The organism is Mycolicibacterium bacteremicum (assembly GCF_002086115.1).
Lineage (GTDB): Bacteria > Actinomycetota > Actinomycetes > Mycobacteriales > Mycobacteriaceae > Mycobacterium > Mycobacterium bacteremicum.
Window position 1 is genome coordinate 1 of sequence record NZ_MVHJ01000074.1, and the last position, 863, is coordinate 863.

The following is an 863-nucleotide window of genomic DNA, read 5'->3' on the forward strand; positions in this document are numbered from 1 at the left end:
GGTTACGCGGCCGCGGACCGGCACTTCTCGCAGGCCCGGATGAATCCCGAACTGCTGCTGGTGGAAAGCGATCACGATCTGCGCAACTCCGCGGACTTCCTGGTGATCGACAAGATCGCCAAGGCCATCTTCAGGGTGCCCGGAGTGGGCCGCGTGCAGGCCATCACCCGCCCGCAGGGAACCCCGATCGAGCACACCTCGATCCCGTTCCAGATCAGCATGCAGGGCACCACGCAGAAGATGAACGAGAAGTACCAGCAGGACATGATGGCCAACATGCTCAAGCAGGCCGACGACATGCAGACGACGATCGTCAGCATGGAGAAGATGAGCTCCATCACCGTCCAGATGGCGGCCACCACCCACTCCATGGTCCAAAAGATGAAGACCATGTCGATGGACATCGCCGAATTGCGGGACAACATCGCCAATTTCGACGATTTCTTCCGGCCGCTGCGCAACTACTTCTACTGGGAACCGCACTGCTTCAACATCCCGGGCTGCTGGGCCATCCGGTCGATCTTCGACACCCTCGACGGTATCGACGTGATGACCGACGGGATTCAGGATCTGATTCCCGATATGGAGCGTCTCGATGCGCTGATGCCGCAGATGGTCGCGCTGATGCCACAGATGATCGCGACGATGAAGAACATGCAGCGCTACATGCTGACCATGTACCAGACCCAAAAGGGCATCCAGGACCAGATGTCGGCGATGCAGGACAACTCGTCGGCCATGGGGGAGGCCTTCGATGCCGCGCAGAACGACGACTCCTTCTATCTGCCGCCGGAGACCTTCGAGAACGAGGACTTCAAGCGCGGCATGAAGAACTTCCTGTCCCCGGACGGGCATGCGGTGCG

1 protein-coding gene is annotated in these 863 nt (G+C 60.0%); it reads left to right on the forward strand.

Features of this window, described 5'->3' with window-relative positions:
* A partial coding sequence (locus BST17_RS28530; protein ID WP_133053620.1) for an MMPL family transporter occupies positions 1 to 863 on the forward strand: 863 nt, incomplete at both ends.